Origin of the sequence: Pseudomonas canadensis, assembly GCF_030980095.1 — a bacterium.
Lineage (GTDB): Bacteria > Pseudomonadota > Gammaproteobacteria > Pseudomonadales > Pseudomonadaceae > Aquipseudomonas > Aquipseudomonas canadensis.
The window spans coordinates 5823087-5842343 of the sequence record NZ_CP133298.1; the positions used below are offsets into that span (position 1 = coordinate 5823087).

20 protein-coding genes are annotated in these 19257 nt (G+C 60.1%); 8 read left to right on the forward strand and 12 right to left on the reverse strand.

Annotated elements, in window-relative coordinates; all coding sequences use genetic code 11:
• Positions 1-4: 4 nt before the first annotated feature.
• On the reverse strand, positions 5-742 hold the full coding sequence (locus RB216_RS27140; protein ID WP_308908084.1) for a substrate-binding periplasmic protein: 738 nt from the start codon (positions 740-742) through the stop codon (positions 5-7).
• Between the two features lie 202 nt (positions 743-944).
• Here RB216_RS27140 and RB216_RS27145 point away from each other — a divergent pair, with 202 nt between their 5' ends.
• Positions 945-1403, forward strand: a complete 459-nt coding sequence (locus RB216_RS27145) for a GNAT family N-acetyltransferase (protein ID WP_122686864.1) — start codon at positions 945-947, stop codon at positions 1401-1403.
• On the opposite strand, the gene RB216_RS27150 is transcribed toward RB216_RS27145, so the two are convergent.
• From RB216_RS27150 to RB216_RS27160, 3 genes are read right to left on the reverse strand one after another with little or no spacing between them, the layout of a single operon-like run.
• Complete coding sequence (locus RB216_RS27150; protein WP_016977764.1) at positions 1394-1690, reverse strand: winged helix-turn-helix domain-containing protein; 297 nt, start codon at positions 1688-1690, stop codon at positions 1394-1396. The genes RB216_RS27145 and RB216_RS27150 overlap by 10 nt on opposite strands.
• A 17-nt stretch (positions 1691-1707) precedes the next feature.
• Complete coding sequence (locus tag RB216_RS27155; protein WP_308908085.1) at positions 1708-2208, reverse strand: M48 metallopeptidase family protein; 501 nt, start codon at positions 2206-2208, stop codon at positions 1708-1710.
• Positions 2209-2249: 41 nt separating this feature from the next.
• Positions 2250-4355 (reverse strand): putative bifunctional diguanylate cyclase/phosphodiesterase, encoded by a 2106-nt coding sequence (locus RB216_RS27160; protein ID WP_028618253.1) that lies wholly within the window; start codon positions 4353-4355, stop codon positions 2250-2252.
• Positions 4356-4665: 310 nt separating this feature from the next.
• Between RB216_RS27160 and RB216_RS27165 the strand changes: the two genes are divergently transcribed.
• Positions 4666-5331, forward strand: a complete 666-nt coding sequence (locus RB216_RS27165; protein WP_016977762.1) for a polysaccharide lyase family 7 protein — start codon at positions 4666-4668, stop codon at positions 5329-5331.
• Positions 5332-5388: 57 nt separating this feature from the next.
• On the opposite strand, the gene fba is transcribed toward RB216_RS27165, so the two are convergent.
• The 6 genes from fba to tkt form a co-directional block, all read right to left on the reverse strand.
• A complete protein-coding gene (gene fba, locus RB216_RS27170; RefSeq protein ID WP_003177554.1) occupies positions 5389-6453 on the reverse strand; it encodes a class II fructose-bisphosphate aldolase in 1065 nt (354 codons plus the stop codon).
• A gap of 124 nt (positions 6454-6577) precedes the next feature.
• On the reverse strand, positions 6578-6913 hold the full coding sequence (locus RB216_RS27175) for an MliC family protein (RefSeq protein ID WP_068937840.1): 336 nt from the start codon (positions 6911-6913) through the stop codon (positions 6578-6580).
• 47 nt (positions 6914-6960) lie between these two features.
• Entirely contained in the window at positions 6961-7188 is a 228-nt protein-coding gene (locus RB216_RS27180) for a hypothetical protein (protein ID WP_016977755.1), read from the reverse strand.
• Positions 7189-7217: 29 nt separating this feature from the next.
• Positions 7218-8381 carry a phosphoglycerate kinase gene (locus tag RB216_RS27185; protein ID WP_025857657.1) on the reverse strand — a complete coding sequence of 388 codons (1164 nt, stop codon included), beginning with the start codon at positions 8379-8381 and terminating at the stop codon, positions 7218-7220.
• Positions 8382-8398: 17 nt separating this feature from the next.
• Positions 8399-9454: an erythrose-4-phosphate dehydrogenase gene (gene epd / locus RB216_RS27190; RefSeq protein ID WP_016977753.1), complete on the reverse strand. Its 1056-nt coding sequence runs from the start codon at positions 9452-9454 to the stop codon at positions 8399-8401.
• A gap of 159 nt (positions 9455-9613) precedes the next feature.
• A complete protein-coding gene (tkt, locus tag RB216_RS27195) occupies positions 9614-11611 on the reverse strand; it encodes a transketolase (protein ID WP_028618256.1) in 1998 nt (665 codons plus the stop codon).
• A gap of 259 nt (positions 11612-11870) precedes the next feature.
• On the opposite strand from tkt, the gene RB216_RS27200 reads away from it, so the two are divergent.
• The 5 genes from RB216_RS27200 (at position 11871) to RB216_RS27220 (ending at position 16833) form a co-directional block, all read left to right on the forward strand.
• Positions 11871-12866, forward strand: coding sequence for an ArsR/SmtB family transcription factor (locus tag RB216_RS27200; RefSeq protein WP_028618257.1), 996 nt, complete (start codon positions 11871-11873; stop codon positions 12864-12866).
• Positions 12867-12885: 19 nt separating this feature from the next.
• A complete protein-coding gene (gene metK / locus RB216_RS27205; protein WP_028618258.1) occupies positions 12886-14076 on the forward strand; it encodes a methionine adenosyltransferase in 1191 nt (396 codons plus the stop codon).
• 211 nt (positions 14077-14287) lie between these two features.
• Positions 14288-14638, forward strand: coding sequence for a hypothetical protein (locus RB216_RS27210; protein WP_028618259.1), 351 nt, complete (start codon positions 14288-14290; stop codon positions 14636-14638).
• A gap of 95 nt (positions 14639-14733) precedes the next feature.
• Positions 14734-16398, forward strand: a complete 1665-nt coding sequence (gene ligB, locus RB216_RS27215; protein ID WP_308908088.1) for an NAD-dependent DNA ligase LigB — start codon at positions 14734-14736, stop codon at positions 16396-16398.
• 39 nt (positions 16399-16437) lie between these two features.
• On the forward strand, positions 16438-16833 hold the full coding sequence (locus RB216_RS27220; RefSeq protein WP_068937837.1) for a DUF1090 domain-containing protein: 396 nt from the start codon (positions 16438-16440) through the stop codon (positions 16831-16833).
• Positions 16834-16838: 5 nt separating this feature from the next.
• On the opposite strand, the gene RB216_RS27225 is transcribed toward RB216_RS27220, so the two are convergent.
• Entirely contained in the window at positions 16839-17288 is a 450-nt protein-coding gene (locus tag RB216_RS27225) for a c-type cytochrome (RefSeq protein WP_028618262.1), read from the reverse strand.
• Between the two features lie 129 nt (positions 17289-17417).
• On the opposite strand from RB216_RS27225, the gene mltA reads away from it, so the two are divergent.
• Positions 17418-18602 (forward strand): murein transglycosylase A, encoded by a 1185-nt coding sequence (gene mltA, locus RB216_RS27230; protein ID WP_308908089.1) that lies wholly within the window; start codon positions 17418-17420, stop codon positions 18600-18602.
• Positions 18603-18815: 213 nt separating this feature from the next.
• Here mltA and RB216_RS27235 read toward each other — a convergent pair whose 3' ends face one another.
• Positions 18816-19202, reverse strand: coding sequence for an MAPEG family protein (locus tag RB216_RS27235; RefSeq protein ID WP_028618264.1), 387 nt, complete (start codon positions 19200-19202; stop codon positions 18816-18818).
• Between the last annotated feature and the right edge of the window lie 55 nt (positions 19203-19257).

Sequence of the window (19257 nt, forward strand, 5' to 3'; positions counted from 1 at the left end):
GCCGCTACATCCCATGCTGCTTCATCAACCGCGCATAACTGCCATCGGCCTTCATCTTGGCAATCTCTCGATCAAAGCTGGCGACGATCTGTTCATGCTCGGGGTTCTTCAAACTCACCAGGATATGCAGGCTGTTTTCGCTCAACGGCTTGGGTAAAAACTCCACCGAATTGCGCACCCGAGCCGATTCACGCGACAGGTAATAACGCGCCACATATTCGTCCTCCACCGTAAGCCGAACCCGCTGCGCCGCGAGCATGCGCACCGCCATGGCGAAATTGTGCACCGGCACTTTCTGCAACTGCGCATCGCCATCGAACGCCGATGAATAGGCATACCCACGCACCACCGCGATGGGGTAGTCGTGCAGTTGCTCAAGGTTCTGGAATTCAATGGGATCGTCACGCCGCTTGATGAAACGCACGCGGTTGAGCAGGTACTCGTCGGAGAATTGCCCAAACTGCGTGCGCGCATCGTCATACCAGGCGTTCACCAAAACGTCATAACGACCGTCGCCCACGCCCATCAACGCCCGGGCCCAAGGCACCTGTTCGAAGTCACTGGCATAACCCGCGCGGGCCAGGGCAGTGCTGACGATATCGGTGGCCAGCCCGCCATTGATCAAGGTGGCGTCGGTAAAGGGTGGCCAGGCATCCGCTACCAGGCGCAGACGTTGCGCGAACGCTGGCTGAACCAGTAGCAACACTCCAATCAAAGCAACGGCACGAGAGAATCGCGGCATGCTCAAAGTCCTTGGCAGGCAGGCGGTGGCCTTAGCTCAGGCGGGGCCTGAGGTTCTAACAGTAGCTCAGATTACACAAAGAAACCGGCGCAGGACGCACTCAATGATGGCAATTTGATTTCACTCACAAAAATAGCCGATTTAGACACAAACGCCTGCCGCGCTTACTATCCGCAACAGACATCTATATAGAGAACATGCCATGACCGTTGAATGGGTTTGCAAGCACCACGATGTCCTGGGCAAGGAGCAGCTTTACGCCATCTTGCGCCTGCGCAACGAGGTCTTCGTTGTCGAGCAGAAATGCGTCTACCAGGATCTCGACGGGCAGGATCTTTCCGGCGACACCCACCATTTGATGGCCTGGCAGGACGACCAACTGGTGGCCTACCTGCGCCTGTTGGACCCAGAGACTCAAGGCGGTGACGTGGTGATCGGCCGCGTGATTGTGGCACCGGTGGCGCGTGGCACCGGATTGGGGCATCGGATGATGGAAGAAACACTCAAGCGGATTGAGGACATCTGGCCTGAAACACCGATTTTCCTGTCAGCCCAGGCGCATTTGCAGGGCTACTACGGGCGTTATGGATTTGTGGTGGCGGGTGAGGAATACCTTGAGGATGACATTCCGCACATTGGCATGCGAAAAGGTCAGGGGTAACCCAGCACCTGCTTGATCTGCGCCAGATTTGCTTCGATCCAGCGCCGATCGATCGCTCCCCAGTTGCGAATCCGATAGTGCCCGGCGTGGTTGCGGGCACCGTCCTCCTGCTCGAATTCACACAAGATATCCAGGTCGGCCAACGCCGCAATCGTGTCCTGCGCCGTGCGCCGGGGCATGCCGGTAACGTCGGTCAACGCCGGGACATTGCTGGCCTGCCCGCTGTCGATCAGGTAAGCCACATACAGGCGGCGGTAGAAGCTGCTCTTGGTCTTGCTCACATCCATGGTCGGTCGCCTTGTGGTCAGGGTTTGCCCTGCAGGTCGCGGTACGTGAGGTAGACGCGCAGGTCGAATTCCACCTGATGGTAGCCCGGCATCATGTACTCACAGAGTTTATAGAACGCTTTGTTGTGGTCCGACTCCTTGAAGTGCGCCAGTTCGTGCACGACGATCATGCGCAGAAACTCCGGCGCGGCTTCCTTGAACAGCGCGGCAATGCGAATCTCTTTTTTCGACTTGAGGTTGCCGCCCTGCACCCGGGAGATCGTGGTGTGCAGGCCGAGGGCGCGGTGCGTCAGGTCCAGGCGGTTATCGAACAACACCTTGTCGATGGCCGGCGCGTTGCGCAGGTGTTCCTGCTTCAAGGCCAGGGCGTAAGCGTACAGCGCCTTGTCGCTCTGTACGGCGTGGCGTTCGGGGTAACGTTGTTCCAGATAGGCACCCAACTGGTCCTTGGCAATCAGTTGGCGCACTTGTTCCTGGAGGGCGGCGGGATAGGCCTGGTGGTATTTCAGCGCGGTCATGGGGTCTGCAACAGGTTCGGATGGCCGTCAGTGTAACGAATTCAGCCCAGACGGGCGCGGCACCAGTCCGTCACTTCCTCGGCCATCAACGGCTGCGCCGCCAAAGGGCCTTGGATAAACGGGCAACCGTTGGCCTTGAGCCATTGGGCTTGCTCCTGGGTTTCGACGCCCTCAGCCACCACCACAACCTCAAAATGCCCACACAGCTCAATGATGCTGCGCGCCATCACCGCGTCGCGCGCGGAACCCGGCAGGCGCGCAACCAATTGCGGGTCGAGCTTGAGCGTATCGAACGCCAGATCGCGCAGATGCGCCAGGGAGCAATTGCCCAGGCCAAAGTCATCCAGGGCAATGCGCACGCCGATCTGGCGCAACAGCTTGAGCTGCTTGGTCGACTCTTCCAGGTTACTCATCAGGCAGTCTTCGCTGATTTCCACCTCCAACTGTCGCCCCTGCAACCCATGTCGCTCCATCACCTGCTGCAGTTGGCTGGCCAGGTTGGGCATATTGAACTGGTTGCTGGACAGACTCACGCTCAGCACCAGCTCATCACCAAACGTTGCTTGCCACACTTGGCGCTGCGCGGCGACCTGTTGATAAATCCAGGTGCTGAGCTGGCTGATCAACCGCGCCTCTTCCAGCAACGGCAGAAACAACCCCGGAGGTACATCGCCAACACTCGGATGCTGCCAGCGCAACAGCGCTTCAACGCCACGCAGGCGGCCGTCCTCCAGAGAAACTTGAGGCTGATAGACCAGGGTGAAATCCTTGTTCTGAATCGCCGTGCGCACACTGTCTTCGAGCATCAGGCGCGAGCGGGCGCGGCCGTTCATTTCCTGGTCGTAGTAGCGATATTGCTGACGGCCCGCGCGCTTGGCTTCGTACATCGCAATGTCAGCGGCGCGCAGCAGGCCGTTCAGGTCCGAGCCACAATCCGGGAACGTGGCGATACCGATGCTGACACCCAGCATCACATCCAGGCCGTCGATCTGCTGGCACACCGACACTCGTTCGATCAGTTTTTCCGCAATCTTCGCAGCTTGCTCCGGGAATTCCAGTTCCAGCAATGCCGTGAATTCATCCCCACCCATGCGCCCGAGCATGTCGCCAGATCGCAAACAGGCCTGCATCTGTTCCGAGACCCAGCGCAACACCCGGTCGCCTGCGTCATGTCCCAACGAGTCATTAACCCGCTTGAAGCCATCCAGGTCCAGATACAGCAACACCAGAGATAGCTCATTACGCTCGCTGCGCAGCAGTGTGTTCTCTGCTGCCTGGTGGAAACCACGCCGGTTCAACAACCCGGTCAACGGGTCGGTGACGGCCTGAAACTCCAGTTGCTGGTGCAGATGACGCACTTCGGACATGTCCAGCACCGTCACCACCATGGCCTTCTGCTCCGCAGGCAACGGCGCGCAAGACAGCGCCACCGGCACCTGCTGACCGCGACCGGTGCGTAAAATGGCGTCATGCTGGCGCCACGTTTCGCCTTTGCGGTACGCCTCGAACATCGCGAACCCCAGCCAGGCCGGCACATGGGGTTTTTGCAGAAAACTCAGGAAGCTCTCTCCCTGCAATTCCGTCATGGTGGCATTCAGCAGCCGCGAAATAGCCGGGTTGGCGTACTCGATCACACTGCCCTCGCCTACCACCAGAATGCCCTCGGCGGCGTTATCCAGCACCGAGGCATTAAAGGCACGGGCGGACTCAAGTTCATGGCTCAGGCGCTGCAAGGCACGGCGATTACGCTGGTGCTCCAACAGGGCTTGGACCTTGGGCTTGAGGATATTCGGGTCAAACGGCTTGAACAGATAATCGACGGCACCACTGGCATAGCCTTCCAGCACCGCTGCGGGCGACTGGGCGTTGGCCGTGAGGAAGATGATTGGCGTCATGCGTGTGCGTTGGCTGCCACGCATCAGCCGTGCCACTTCAAAACCGTCCATGCCGGGCATCCGCACGTCCAGCAACACTAGGTCGACTTCGTGAGCGAGCAGTAGCTCCAAGGCTTCCAGGCCGGAAGCGGCGGTAATCACCCGCCAGTCTTCGCGCTGCAAAAGCGCACGCATGCTGATGAGATTTTCCGGGTAGTCATCGACCACCAGAAGAACCGAACTGCCATCGCCGTGGTGTGGAGCGCATTCCATGCTACGTCTCTTCCTTGGGAGCCACTCCGGTCAATTCTGAGAGAAAACCCGGACAAACGCTGAGGCCTCACTCTATCCCCGGTTCCAAAAAAGCAGAAGTAACGGCAGTGCCATCATTGCGCCAATTTTCAGGAAGCCGACTAACGGTCAACCGCTACAGCCCACGATTCATGGGAAACATGGCTTTTTGGCATTCCTTTGACGCCAATAAATTGCCAGCAAACGTTTAACAAGACGGTTAACACCACCTATAAAGAACCTGTCTGGCCCACGGGCCAAAGCCTTCACCTTCCGTAAAAAGGCAAATGCCATGATCGACCTTTCCACCTGGAACCTCAGCATCCCGGTAGGCTCCCCGCCCGCGACCATCGACACCCCGAAGCTGATGAACGGCTTCAAAGACCAGTATTTCCAGGCCGAAGGCAGCAACGTGCAATTCTGGACACCCGTCACCGGCACTCGCACCGAGAATGCCGTGTACCCGCGCAGCGAATTGCGTGAAACCTACGCCGATGGGCGGTTGCGCAACTGGACCTACCCCGACGCGGACAACTTCCTGCGCGCCACGCTGGAGGTCAATCAGGTGCCTTCCACCGGCAAGATTGTCATCGGGCAGATCCATGCCTATGACAGCCAGAAGCCCCTGATCAAACTGGAGTATCAATTCAAGGAAAAGACCCAGACCGGCAATATCGTCGCCAAAGTGCGCATGCGCCCGGATGAGGATGAAGGACGGGTGATCATCGTTGCGTCGAATGTGCCGCTGGAGAAGAGCTTTACCTACGTGATCAACCTCAACAAAGCCGGACTGCTCAGCGTGTATGCGGCGGATGGGGAGTGGAATGAGCGCATTGGTGCAGCGTGGGGAGCGAAGCCGTTGTACTTCAAGGCAGGCGCCTATGTGCAGGATAACAGTGGGGATAGCAAGGAAGGCGCACGGGTGACGTTTGCCAAGTTGGATATTGATCACGACTGAATCGCAGCCACAAAAAAAGCCCGCATCGCTGCGGGCTTCTTTTATAAACGCTGAGGCTTAATTCACCTTGGCGTTCAACTCACCTTTCAAATAACGCTGGTACATCGCTTCCAACGAGATCGGTTTGATCTTCGAAGCATTACCGGCAGTGCCAAAGGCCTCGTAGCGCGCGATACACACATCACGCATCGCGGTCACGGTCGCGCCGAAGAACTTACGCGGGTCGAACTCGCTTGGGTTGGTGGCCATCAGGCGGCGCATCGCGCCAGTGGACGCCAGACGCAGGTCGGTGTCGATGTTGACCTTGCGCACGCCGTACTTGATGCCTTCAACAATTTCTTCAACCGGCACGCCGTAGGTTTCTTTGATGTCGCCGCCGTACTGGTTGATGATTGCCAGCCACTCTTGCGGGACCGAGGAAGAACCGTGCATCACCAGGTGGGTGTTAGGGATGCGCTTGTGGATTTCCTTGATGCGGTCGATGGCCAGCACGTCGCCGGTAGGCGGCTTGGTGAACTTGTAAGCGCCGTGGCTGGTACCGATGGCGATGGCCAGGGCGTCAACTTGGGTCTTTTTCACGAAGTCCGCGGCTTCTTCCGGGTCGGTCAGCATTTGGCTGTGATCCAGCACGCCTTCGGCGCCGATGCCGTCTTCTTCGCCGGCCATGCCGGTTTCCAGAGAACCCAGGCAGCCCAGCTCGCCTTCAACCGATACGCCGCAGGCGTGGGCCATGGCCACGGTTTGTTGGGTGACACGTACGTTGTACTCGTAGTCGGTCGGGGTCTTGCCGTCTTCGCCGAGGGAACCGTCCATCATCACCGAGCTGAAGCCCAGTTGGATGGAGCGCTGGCACACGTCAGGGCTGGTGCCGTGGTCCTGGTGCATGCACACCGGGATGTGCGGGAATTCTTCGATTGCGGCGAGGATCAGGTGACGCAGGAACGGGGCACCGGCGTATTTGCGGGCACCGGCCGAGGCCTGGACGATCACGGGGGAGTCGGTCTTGTCAGCGGCTTCCATGATGGCGCGCATCTGCTCAAGGTTGTTGACGTTAAAGGCTGGGACGCCATAGCCGAACTCGGCTGCGTGGTCCAGCATTTGACGCATGCTGATAAGTGCCATTGTGTTGTCTCTCCCGGTCGAGGGTCGTTAATCGTGCAAGCCTGCCGTAGCGGCGGCTGCTATTCAAGTTATTGCCGGCCAGGCTTTCAATACCTGGCCTGCTGAATCGTTATTGCTGTCAGGCTTACTGCGCTTTGCAGCCGCGCCCGATCAAATCATCGGTGGCAACCCAGTAAACCAGGCCTTCCTCACCTTTTGTGTGAAACGCCAATTGGCCGTCGCTGTACAGCACGCCCGAGGCGGCAACGTCCTGCTTGAGGCGGTAAACCTGGTCGGAACCGCCCAAACGGACATCCACCTCGGATTTGGCCTGATTAGCAAAGCGCCAGTTCACCTCGGCTTTGCTGTCGCAGGTCCACGTGGTCCACTTGTCGGCAGTTTCTGCCTTGTTGCTGAACAAGTTCATGCTGCTGCAGCCGGCCAACAGGGCCAGGGCTGCCAGGGCGAAAACGCCTTTCATTGCCAATCCTCGTGAGGCGACCGATGGCCGCCAGTTGATCAGACCCGTCAAGGGCAACCCTGTTCCTGACCGTTGGGCGCGGCGTCGTATTTCTCCAGCCGTTCGTTGCCGATGCGCTTGTTGATCACCGGCATGGTCTCGGCTTGCCAGTCCGCCTGGTAGCAGCTCTTTTTCTGCTGTGCCGCAGGCTTGCCAGCGTCCGGCTCTGCGTTTGGCGTGCTGCCGCAGCCGGCCAACAGGCCCGCTGCGATCACCATTGCCAACGACTTGATCATGGGAACACTCCTTTTCCGGATCACGAGCCTCAGCCTTTGGCTCGGGTTTCCAACACTTCCACGGCCGGCAGAACTTTGCCTTCGACGAATTCAAGGAACGCGCCGCCACCGGTAGAAATGTAGGAGATTTGGTCAGCAACGCCATATTTATCGATAGCTGCCAGGGTGTCGCCGCCGCCGGCGATGGAGAAAGCCGAGCTTTCTGCGATGGCCTTGGCCAGCACTTTGGTGCCGTTGCCGAACTGGTCGAACTCAAACACGCCAACCGGGCCATTCCACAGAATGGTCTGCGAGGCTTTCAGCAGTTCGGCGAAGTTGGCTGCGGTTTGTGGGCCGATGTCCAGGATCATGTCGTCGGCGGCCACATCAGCGATCAGCTTGACGGTGGCTTCGGCGCTTTCGGCAAATTCCTTGGCGACCACTACGTCGACCGGCAATGGCACGCTGACTTTGGCGGCGATGGCACGGGCCGTGTCGAGCAGGTCCGGTTCGTACAGGGACTTGCCCACCGGGTGACCGGCTGCGGCCAGGAAGGTGTTGGCGATGCCGCCACCGACTATCAACTGGTTGCAGATCTGGCTCAGGCTGTTGAGCACGTCCAGTTTGGTGGACACCTTGGAGCCGGCCACGATGGCAGCCATTGGCTGAGCCGGAGCGCCCAGCGCCTTGCCCAGTGCGTCCAGTTCAGCAGCCAGCAGCGGGCCAGCGGCGGCAACCTTGGCGAACTTGGCCACGCCGTGGGTCGAACCCTCAGCACGGTGAGCGGTGCCAAACGCGTCCATCACGAACACGTCGCACAGCGCCGCATATTGCTGGGCCAGTTCGTCGCTGTTCTTTTTCTCGCCCTTGTTGAAGCGTACGTTTTCGAACAACACGATGTCGCCAGCTTTCACGTCCACACCGCCCAGGTAATCAGCCACCAGCGGCACGTCGCGGCCCAGGGCCTTGCTGAGGTAATCGGCGACAGGCTTGAGGCTGTTTTCGGCGGAGAACTCACCTTCGGTCGGACGACCCAGGTGGGAGCAGACCATCACGGCCGCGCCTTTTTCCAGGGCCAGCTTGATGGTCGGCAGCGAGGCCAGGATTCGCGCATCGCTGGTGACAACACCGTCCTTGACTGGGACGTTGAGGTCTTCGCGGATCAGTACGCGCTTACCTTGCAGATCGAGGTCGGTCATCTTCAACACGGTCATGGGTCGCAGTTCCTGAATTACTGTTGAGGTTGTTTAGAGGCGATGTGCAGATAATGTTCCGCAACATCCAGCATTCGGTTGGCAAAGCCCCATTCGTTGTCGAACCAGGCCAGGATGTTCACCAGCCTCGGGCCGGAAACGCGGGTCTGGCTGGCATCGACAATTGCCGAATGCGGGTCATGATTGAAATCGCAACTGGCGTGCGGCAACTCGGTGTAGGCCAGCAGGCCTTTGAGCGGGCCGCTGGTGGCGGCGTCGCGCAGGATCCGGTTGACCTCTGTCGCATCGGTGTCACTGACGGTTTGCATGGTGATGTCCAGGCAGGACACGTTCACCGTCGGCACCCGTACGGCTTTGGCCTGGATTCGCCCGGCAAGTTCCGGCAACAGTCGTTCGATACCGCGAGCCAGGCCCGTGGACACCGGAATCACTGACTGGAACGCCGAACGCGTGCGACGCAGGTCTTCATGGTGATAGGCGTCGATCACCGGCTGGTCGTTCATTGCCGAGTGAATCGTGGTGATCGACACATAATCCAGGCCAATCGCCTGATCCAGCAGGCGCAACAGCGGCACGCTGCAGTTGGTGGTGCAGGAAGCGTTGGACACCAGCAGCTCATCGCCGGTCAGGCAATCCTGATTGATGCCGTAGACGATGGTGGCGTCGACATCCGCCTCGCTGGCCATCGGCTGGGAAAACAGCACACGCGGTGCGCCGGCGTCGAGGAAACGCTGGCCGTCGGCACGGGTGTGATAGACACCGGAACATTCCAGCACCAGGTCGACGCCCAATGCCTTCCAGTCGATGCCTTCGGGGGTGGCACTGCGCAAGACCTGCACGCAGTTGCCATTAATGTGCAGACAATCGCCTTCGACCCGTACTTCGCCGGGGAAGCGACCGTGGGTGGAGTCAAAGCGTGTCAGGTATTCGATGCTGGCCATGTCGGCCAAATCATTGATCGCGACAATTTCAAACCCGGCCGCCGCCCCTCGCTCGAACAGAGCACGCAAGACGCAACGACCAATGCGGCCGTAGCCGTTGAGTGCAACTTTGTAGGGACGCGGTTGAGGCATGGGGTTCTCGCATTATGGGCGACACAAACCATTGTAGGAGCTGGCTTGCCAGCGATGAGGCCATCAGCTTCAACATGGATGTTGGCTGGACGGACGCCATCGCTGGCAAGCCAGCTCCTACAAGGGGTGCGGCGGCCAGTCGACCACCGCGTTCGCGCTTTAGTCTTCCAGCAGCTCTTCAGCCTGACCCAGGATGTTTTCCAGGGTGAAACCGAACTCTTCGAACAACGCTGGCGCCGGCGCCGACTCACCGTAGGTGGTCATGCCAATCACGCGGCCTTCCAGGCCCACGTACTTGTACCAGTAGTCGGCATGCGCCGCTTCGATGGCAATGCGCGCGCTGACCTGCAACGGCAGCACCGATTGCTTGTAGCCGGCGTCCTGGGCTTCGAACACGCTGGTGCACGGCATGGACACAACGCGTACGTTGCGGCCTTGGGCAGTCAGCTTGTCATAAGCTTGAACGGTCAGGCCCACTTCGGAACCGGTGGAGATCAGAATCAGCTCCGGCTCGCCGATGCAGTCCTTGAGCACGTAGCCGCCACGGCTGATGTCGGCGATCTGCGCGTCGGTACGCACTTGGTGCTGCAGGTTCTGACGCGAGAAGATCAGCGCCGAAGGGCCGTCCTTGCGCTCGATGGCGTGCTTCCAGGCCACGGCGGATTCCACCGCGTCGGCTGGGCGCCAGCAATCCAGGTTCGGCGTGGTGCGCAGGCTGGTCAGCTGCTCGACCGGCTGGTGCGTCGGGCCGTCTTCACCAAGGCCGATCGAGTCGTGGGTGTACACGTGGATCACGCGCTTCTTCATCAGCGCGGCCATGCGTACAGCGTTGCGGGCGTATTCCATGAACATCAGGAAGGTCGCGCCGTAAGGCACCAGGCCGCCGTGCAGGGATACGCCATTCATGATCGCGCTCATGCCGAACTCACGTACGCCGTAGTACATGTAGTTGCCGCTGGCATCTTCCGCCGACACGCCCTTGCAGCCTTTCCACAGGGTCAGGTTGGAGCCGGCCAGGTCAGCCGAACCGCCGAGGATCTCCGGCAGCAGCGGGCCAAAGGCGTTCAGGGTGTTCTGGCTGGCTTTACGGCTGGCGATGGTTTCGCCCTTGGCCGCGACTTCGGCGATGTAGGCCGAGGCTTTTTCCGAGAAGTCGGCAGGCAGGTCACCGGCGAGGCGACGGACCAGCTCATTGGCCAGCTCAGGGAATTCGGCGGAGTAGGCCGCGAAACGCTGGTCCCACTCGGCTTCGGTGGCCAGGCCTTTTTCCTTGGCATCCCATTCGGCGTAGATGTCGGCCGGGATTTCGAACGGGCCGTGGTTCCACTTCAGGGCTTCACGGGTCAGGGCGATTTCCGCATCACCCAGGGGGGCGCCGTGGCAGTCTTCTTTGCCCTGCTTGTTCGGCGAACCGAAACCGATGGTGGTCTTGCAGCAGATCAGGGTTGGCTGCGCGCTCTTGCGAGCGGTGTCGATGGCGGTCTTGATCTCTTCCGGATCGTGGCCGTCGACGTTGCGGATCACCTGCCAGTTGTAGGCTTCGAAACGCTTAGGGGTGTCATCGGTGAACCAGCCTTCGACTTCGCCGTCGATGGAGATGCCGTTGTCATCGTAGAACGCGATCAGCTTGCCCAGGCCCAAGGTGCCGGCCAGGGAAGCGACTTCGTGGGAAATGCCTTCCATCATGCAACCATCACCCAGGAACACGTAGGTGTGGTGATCGACGATGTCATGGCCAGGGCGGTTGAACTGCGCGCCCAGGACTTTTTCAGCCAGCGCGAAGCCAACGGCGTTGGCCAGGCCTTGACCCAGGGGACCGGTGGTGGTCTCGACGCCTGGGGTGTAGCCGAATTCCGGGTGGCCCGGGGTGCGGCTGTGCAGTTGACGGAAGCTTTTCAGGTCGTCGATGGTGACGTCATAGCCGGTCAGGTGCAGCAGCGAGTAGATCAGCATCGAACCGTGGCCGTTGGACAGCACGAAGCGGTCACGGTCGGCGAACGACGGGTTGCTCGGGTTGTGTTTCAGGTAGTCACGCCAAAGCACCTCGGCGATATCCGCCATGCCCATCGGGGCACCGGGATGGCCGCTGTTGGCTTTTTGCACGGCATCCATGCTGAGGGCACGAATGGCGTTGGCACGCTCACGACGGCTGGGCATCGCTGATCTCCTGGGGTTTGCTGAAAAGAAACGGAAAAAAGGACCGGCATTTTCCCTCAGCCACCGCCTGCGGGCAATGACAGATAGTCACTTGAGGACGTTTTTCCTGTGCTTTGGTCATCAATCCCTTGCAGAAACCTTTAGCCGGTTCGTCTAAAGGTTATAGCGGCGGCTTATAACCGCCACTTATCGATCAATATCAAAACTTTTTGATATTGGCCTTGCGATGCATTCCGCCCGTCACTAGACTGCTGGCCTTATGAATCTACCCATGCCCTCACTGCGCCCCGACGACGGCGATGAACTGGCAGCCTTGTGCAAGGCCGCTGGCGATCCGTTGCGCTTGAACGTGTTGCGCGCACTGGCCAACGATTCCTTCGGCGTACTGGAACTGGCGCAGATCTTTGCCATCGGCCAATCCGGCATGAGCCACCATTTGAAGGTGCTGGCCCAGGCCGACCTGGTGGCTACCCGCCGGGAAGGCAATGCGATTTTCTACCGCCGCGCGCTGCCCCATACCGAGCTGCTGGGCGGCAAACTGCACGCAGCCCTGCTTGAAGAAGTGGATAACCTGAGCCTGCCGGGCGACGTACAGTCGCGCATCGGCCAGGTGCATGGGCAACGCGCCGCCGCCAGCCAGGATTTTTTCGCACGGGTTGCCGAGAAATTTCGCGCCCAGCAAGACCTGATTGCTGGCCTAGCCCAATACCGCGACAGCGTATTGGCGCTGCTCGACAAATTGAGCTTCAGTGATGACGCCACGGCACTGGAAGTCGGCCCTGGCGACGGCGGTTTCCTGCCAGAGCTGGCACGGCGTTTTCAGCAAGTCACAGCGTTGGACAACAGTCCGGCGATGCTCGAACTGGCGCGCCAGCTCTGCGAGCGTGAGTCGCTGGGCAACGTCAGCCTCCAATTGGCCGACGCACTGAACAGCACAAATTTAAAGGCCGACTGCGTGGTGTTGAACATGGTCTTGCACCATTTCGCCGCCCCCGCCGACGCCCTCAAGCAAATGGCCGGGCTGCTGCACCCCGGCGGTAGCCTGTTGGTTACGGATTTATGCAGCCACAACCAGAATTGGGCCAGGGAGGCCTGCGGTGATCTCTGGTTGGGTTTTGAACAGGATGATCTGGCCCGTTGGGCCACCGCTGCGGGACTTGTTCCCGGGGAAAGCCTCTATGTAGGTTTACGTAATGGTTTCCAGATCCAGGTCCGCCATTTTCAGCGGCCGGCTGGCGACACTCACCATCGGTAAATATCAGGAAAACATCGAGATGAGCGAATACTCCCTTTTCACCTCCGAGTCCGTGTCTGAAGGGCATCCGGACAAAATCGCCGACCAGATTTCTGACGCGGTACTGGACGCCATCATTGCTGAAGACAAGTTCGCCCGTGTGGCGTGCGAGACTCTGGTGAAAACCGGTGTAGCGATCATCGCTGGCGAAGTGACCACCACCGCCTGGGTTGACCTGGAGCAGATCGTTCGTGACGTGATCACCGACATCGGCTACACCAGCTCCGACGTCGGCTTCGACGGCGCGACCTGCGGCGTGATGAACATCATCGGCAAGCAGTCCCCGGACATCAACCAGGGTGTCGACCGTGCCAAGCCTGAAGATCAAGGCGCCGGCGACCAGGGCCTGATGTTCGGCTATGCCAGCAACGAAACCGACGTGCTGATGCCTGCGCCGATCACCTTCTCGCATCAACTGGTACAGCGTCAGGCCGAAGCGCGTAAATCCGGCTTGCTGCCGTGGCTGCGCCCGGACGCCAAGTCCCAGGTGACCTGCCGTTATGAAGGCGGCAAAGTCGTCGGTATCGACGCTGTCGTACTGTCGACCCAGCACAACCCGGACGTGTCCTACGCCGACCTGCGCGAAGGCGTGATGGAGCTGATCGTCAAGCACGTGCTGCCGGCCGAACTGCTCAGCAAGGACACCCAGTTCCACATCAACCCGACCGGCCAGTTCATCATCGGCGGCCCGGTAGGTGACTGTGGCCTGACCGGTCGCAAGATCATCGTCGACAGCTACGGCGGCATGGCCCGTCACGGCGGCGGCGCGTTCTCGGGTAAAGATCCATCCAAGGTTGACCGTTCAGCGGCCTACGCAGGTCGTTACGTGGCGAAGAACATCGTCGCCGCCGGCTTGGCCGAGCGCTGCGAGATTCAGGTTTCCTACGCCATTGGTGTGGCCCAGCCTACGTCGATCTCGCTGAATACCTTCGGCACCGGCAAGATCAGCGATGACAAGATTGTGAAGCTGGTGCGTGAGATCTTCGACCTGCGCCCTTACGCGATCACCACCATGCTCGACCTGCTGCACCCGATGTACCAGGAAACCGCAGCCTACGGCCACTTCGGTCGTACCCCTGCGCAGAAGACTGTCGGCGACGACACGTTCACCACCTTCACCTGGGAAAAAACCGACCGCGCCAACGACCTGCGCACTGCCGCCGGCCTGTAATCGCTATCGATGCACAAAAGCCTCGCCGGATTATTCCGGCGGGGCTTTTTTATTGCGCGACGACCTTCACGCTTTTTGGATCCAAAGCTTGCAGGCCAAATGATGGCCCCTTAGAATCCGCGCCCTCTCGGGCCCTTCACCTTATTTGGATATTGCCCTGCGCCAGCCCGGGACTCATCAGTGCGCAGGCAATCGAACATTGAGGTTTTTCATGCGCATTTCCACGCTCGCCCCTGCCGCCCTTCTGCTCAGCCTGTTCGCCCTGCCGGTAAACGCCGCTGACCTGAGCGCACTGAGTGGCGCCCTGAGCGCCCAACTGGGTGGCGGCAACTCCGGCGATTGCCAGAAACAAGCCAACGACCTGCAAGCCAAGATCGAGGCCGCCGAAGCTCAGAAAGACACCCTGAAAGTGAAGGCCTTCAAAGCCGCGCAGGACCAGATCAACAAAGGTTGTGACAAACTTTCTGAAGCCCAGGCCAAAGCCGACGCAAAGCAGCAAACACAGGAGGCCAAGGCAGATAAGCCAGACGCCGTGAAGGCCCTGGGTGGTCTGTTCAAGTAAATAGAAACACCCAGTAAAAAGCCCCGCAACGTCGGGGCTTTTTTGTGCCTGAGTGGATCATTTAGGCTGGGCACCCTTTTCGAGCAAGGATGCTCATGATGTATTTACTGCTAGCGCTTTTACTCAGCATTTTACCCAGCGTGGCGTGGGCCGAGGAGTGTCCCGACGCAGACCGGGCACAGGTCAAGACCTTGGCCGAACAGATACGCTTGTGGGACGACAGCTACCACCGCCTCAACCAATCCCCCGTCAGCGACGAACTCTATGATCAGGCGCGTCAACGCCTGGCCCGCTGGCGCCAATGTTTCCCCGATGCCCTAACGAAACCCGACAAGCCACTGGCGGGTTCACGCGGCACCCAAGCTCACCCCATTGCCCATACGGGTCTTGAGAAGCTGCTAGATGAACAGGCGGTCGATACCTGGCTGCAAACACGCGAAGAGGTATGGATTCAACCCAAGGTGGATGGCGTGGCAGTGACGCTGGTCTATCAACGAGGTCGCCTACGGCACGTGATCAGCCGGGGCGACGGCTTGATGGGCCGCGACTGGTCAGTGTCCGCGCGCAGGATCCCCGGCATTGTCCAGCAACTGCCGGAGCCTATCGACCTGGTGCTGCAAGGCGAACTCTACTGGCGACTCGACGACCATGTGCAATCGGCAAACGGCGGGCTCAATGCCCGCAGCAAGGTGGCCGGGCTGATGAGCCGCCTGCATCTGAGCGACGCCGACGCAGCCGGTATAGGCCTGTTCGTGTGGGCGTGGCCGGAGGGGCCTGACTCGTTTACCGAGCGCCTGGCCACACTGGCACGCTGGGGTTTTACTGATAGCCGACGCTACAGTCAGCCCATCCGGGATATCGCCGAAGCCACGCACTGGCGCACCTATTGGTACAACCATCCATTGCCATTCGCCAGCGATGGGGTGGTGCTGCACCAGGCGCAGCGCGCACCCGCCAAACGCTGGCAAGCCAGCGAACCTTATTGGGCGGTGGCCTGGAAGTATCCGGCTGCCAAGGCCCTGGCACTGGTGCGCAGTGTGCAATTCAAGATCGGTCGCACCGGACGCATTACACCCATGCTTGAGCTGGAACCCGTGCGGTTGGATGACCGGCAGATCAGCCGGGTGAGTACCGGTTCATTGAAGCGTTGGCAAGCGCTGGATATCCGCCCTGGCGACCAGGTTTCCATCAGCCTGGCGGGCCAGGTGATCCCGCGACTGGATGAAGTCATCCTGCGAAACACTCACCGGGCAGACCTGAAAGTGCCTGACCCACGGGACTTTCATGCCTTGAGCTGCTGGCAACTGGACCCTGGCTGCGAAGAGCAGTTACTCGCGCGCCTGACCTGGCTGAGCAGCAATCAAGGCCTTGCATTACCCCATATAGGCCGCGAGACCTGGAACATATTGATCCAGGCCGGTCTAATCGCAGGCTTTCTCGATTGGTTAACCCTGGATGCGGCAGAGCTTGCTAACATTGATGGCTTGGGTGATCGCAGCCGCGCGCGCGTGCTCGAAAGCCTCCACAACGCGCGGCAACAGTCCTTTGCTCAATGGCTCAAAGCCTTGGGCGTACCGCCTGCGGCACGCAACAACCTGGAAGGCGACTGGCAGACGCTAGTCGCGCGCGACACCCAGGCCTGGCTGGCCATCGATGGCATCGGCCCGGGCCGCGCGGCGCAACTGAGCGCTTTTTTCCGCGACCCGCAAGTACGGGCCTTGGCAAACACATTACACGTGGCCGGCATCGACGGTTTTTGAACCCGAGCCGACCACCAGATTGCGACCTTGGAGCTCCACATGAAATTTCTAGCCCCCTTTGCCCTGTTGACCGTCGCAAGCTTCATGGCGACCCCCCTGCTGGCCGCCGAAGAGGCCCCTCAGCTCACCGGCTGCGCCGCCAAGCGCCAAGCCATCAGCACGCAGATCGAACAGGCCAAAGCCCACGGCAACAGCGCCCAGCAAGCCGGCCTGGAAAAAGCCCTGAGCGAAGTCACCGCCAATTGCACCGACGCGTCCTTGAAGAAGGAGCGCGAAAACAAGGTGCTTGATGCCAAGCATGAAGTCAGCCGCCGTCAGGCCGACCTCGACAAGGCCATGAAAAAAGGCGACGCAGACAAGATCAACAAACGTAAGGACAAACTCGCCGAGTCCCGCAAAGAACTGCAGGACGCGGTGGAAGAACTCGATCAGTAAAACCGTCAGTGGTCCCGGAACTGCTTATGGCAGGCGCTGCAGGCATCTTCGACTTTCTGCACTGCCGGCCCCAGGTTGCTGGCTTTGTAAGGCTGAACCTGGCTCGCGGTCACCAATTCACCGGTGGCCGCTTCAAGGTCGCGGGCCAGTTGCTGGAATTGCGCCTGCTTCTGCCAGACATCATCCTTGGCACTGGTGTGATCTTCTTCGCGCACACTCGGAAAATGCTTCCAAGGCTCATGGGACAACGCGTCCAACTTGACCGCACCTTCGGCAAATTTGGCACCGTCGAACGGGATACGCCCACGCAGCATGCCGCCCAGGTCTTCGCCGGTCTTGAGCATCTGTTTGAAGATCGCCTTGCGCTGGCCCAGCGGCGAATTCGGATCCACGCCGCCACAGGCGGACAGTGTCAGGCAGGCCAGCAATACAACAGTCAGTCTTTTAAAAGTCATGGTTGCTTCGAGGTCACGGGAGACGGCGGCCAGTATCCTCGCCTCGCCCGCAAAGACCAATAGCCCTATTAATAATAAGGGTTGCCCAGCAGCGTTGCGACGCGGGCAACCGCTTCAGGAAGTGTTTGTATGAATGTCACCTTGAAACCCTGGAGCCGGCGCCTGGCGTGGGCTCTGCCGATGATCGCACTGCTGGCCGGCTGCGACGCGGGCAAAGAAACAGCCCAAGATGAAACACCCAAGCCCCACGCCGTCGCCACTTATGTCAATGCGCCGTGGGAAGCGTTGCCGGCGGTGTCCGACAGCGACTTGCTGGCGGGATTTGAATCCTGGCGCAGCGCCTGCCAACGCCTCAAGGCGGACCCGATCTGGGGTGCGACGTGCGCAGCCGCTGCGACCGTGCCCGCAAATGCGGCGGCGGTGCGGGGCTTCCTCAAGGAACGTCTGGATGTGTTCGGCCTGCGCTCTGCCGACAACACGCCCAACGGCTTGATCACCGGCTACTACGAACCGGTCTACCCCGGCAGCCTGACCAAGACCGCCAAAGCCAACGTGCCGGTATACGGCGTGCCAGACGACCTGATCATCGTCAACCTGGAAAGTATCTACCCCGAACTCAAGGGCAAGCGCCTGCGCGGTCGCCTGGAAGGTCGTGTGCTCAAGCCTTACGACGATGCCAACGCCATCAACGGCCAGGGTTCCACGGCCAAACCGATTGCCTGGCTGACGGACCCGATGGACCTGCAATTCCTGCAAATCCAGGGATCTGGCCGCATCCAACTGGCGGGTGGGCGCCAACTGCGCGTCGGTTATGGCGACCAGAACGGCTACCCCTATCGCCCTATCGGCCGCTGGTTGGTGGAGCAAGGCGAGCTGAAGAAGGAAGACGTCACTATGGGTGCCATCAGTGCCTGGGCCAAGGCGCACCCGCAGCGCATTCCGGAACTGCTGGCGAGCAACCCGAGCTACGTGTTCTTCAGCGCGCGCCCCGACAGCAACGAAGGCCCGCGCGGCTCGTTAAACGTGCCATTGACCGCCGGCTACAGCGTGGCGGTGGATCGCAAGGTGATTCCGCTGGGCAGCCTGTTGTGGCTGTCGACCACCAAGCCCGATGGTTCGCCAATCGCACGGCCCGTTGCGGCACAGGACACCGGTGGCGCGATCACGGGTGAAGTGCGTGCAGATTTGTTCTGGGGCACCGGCGATGCGGCGGGTGACCTGGCTGGGAATATGAAGCAGCAGGGGCAGATCTGGATGTTGTGGCCAAAGGGTGCAGCGTTGCCCCAGGTGCCGGATGTGAGTCCCGGGAGCTGAAGACGCTCTGCCCAACTCAATGTATTGGGGTGAGCAGGCTTGCTGTGGTGAGCGGGCTTGCCCCGCGCTGGGTGGCGAAGCCGCCCTAAAACCATACGCCTCGGCGCGCCTGAAGCAATGTGGTGAGGCTGATAGGGGCTGCTGCGCAGCCCAGCGCGGGGCAAGCCCGCTCACCACACAAGCCCGCTCCCACAGGGGATCTTCATCAACCCGTCAGATCGAGACGAAGAAGAAACTCGCAATCAACACCATCCCCACGAACCACACCAGCGAACGCAGCATCGCCCAGTCTGCCAGGTAGCAGATGATGTACAGCAGGCGGCTGGTGATAAACAGCACGGCCAGCACATTGATGGTCACCAATTCGGCCGTGCCGGCCAGGTGCGCGATGATCACTGCCGCCGCGAAGGCCGGCGTGACTTCGAAACTGTTGAGCTGGGCACTGTGGGCACGCTTGGCAAACCCTTCAAGGGTGTCCAGGAAAGCACGCGGGTCATGGTTCTGCCGTGGGCCGAACTTGCCACCGCTGAACTTGGCCACACCTGTGCACAGGTAGGGTAGAAAAATTGCGATCAACACACACCAGAAAGCGACCGTCATCACACATTCCTTTTGTAGTTTTAAACAGCGATTAGAGTTTTAGCACTATAAATAC